The organism is Pseudoalteromonas sp. S3178, from assembly GCF_005886985.1.
Classification (GTDB): Bacteria; Pseudomonadota; Gammaproteobacteria; order Enterobacterales; family Alteromonadaceae; genus Pseudoalteromonas; species Pseudoalteromonas carrageenovora.
The window spans coordinates 1-352 of sequence record NZ_PNCW01000542.1 but is presented as its reverse complement, the minus strand read 5'-3'; the positions used below and the strand labels follow the sequence as shown (position 1 = coordinate 352).

Sequence of the window (352 nt, the reverse complement as noted above, 5' to 3'; positions counted from 1 at the left end):
GCCCTTGAGCAATATGCCAATGAACGGCATGGTTTTGAAAGCGCACTTTTTACAAGCTCAGGTACGCAGGCCAATTTACTGGCATTGATGGCGCATTGTGAACGGGGCGATGAATATTTATGTGGGCAAAATGCACATCATTATAAATATGAAGCGGGTGGTGCTGCAGTATTAGGGTCTGTTCAGCCACAACCGATTGAGAATGAAGCTGATGGTAGCCTATGTTTTACTAAATTGAAGTCAGCAATTAAAGCCGATGACTTTCATTTTGCGCGTACAAAATTGCTGAGCCTTGAGAATACCATTGGCGGTCAAGTACTCAGTCTGGAATACATGGCGCAAGCACAGCAGT

At 44.6% G+C, this 352-nt stretch carries 1 protein-coding gene; it reads left to right on the top strand.

Annotated features, from left to right (window positions below; all coding sequences use genetic code 11):
- A partial coding sequence (locus CWC11_RS22120; RefSeq protein WP_249330810.1) for a beta-eliminating lyase-related protein occupies positions 1–352 on the top strand: 352 nt, incomplete at both ends.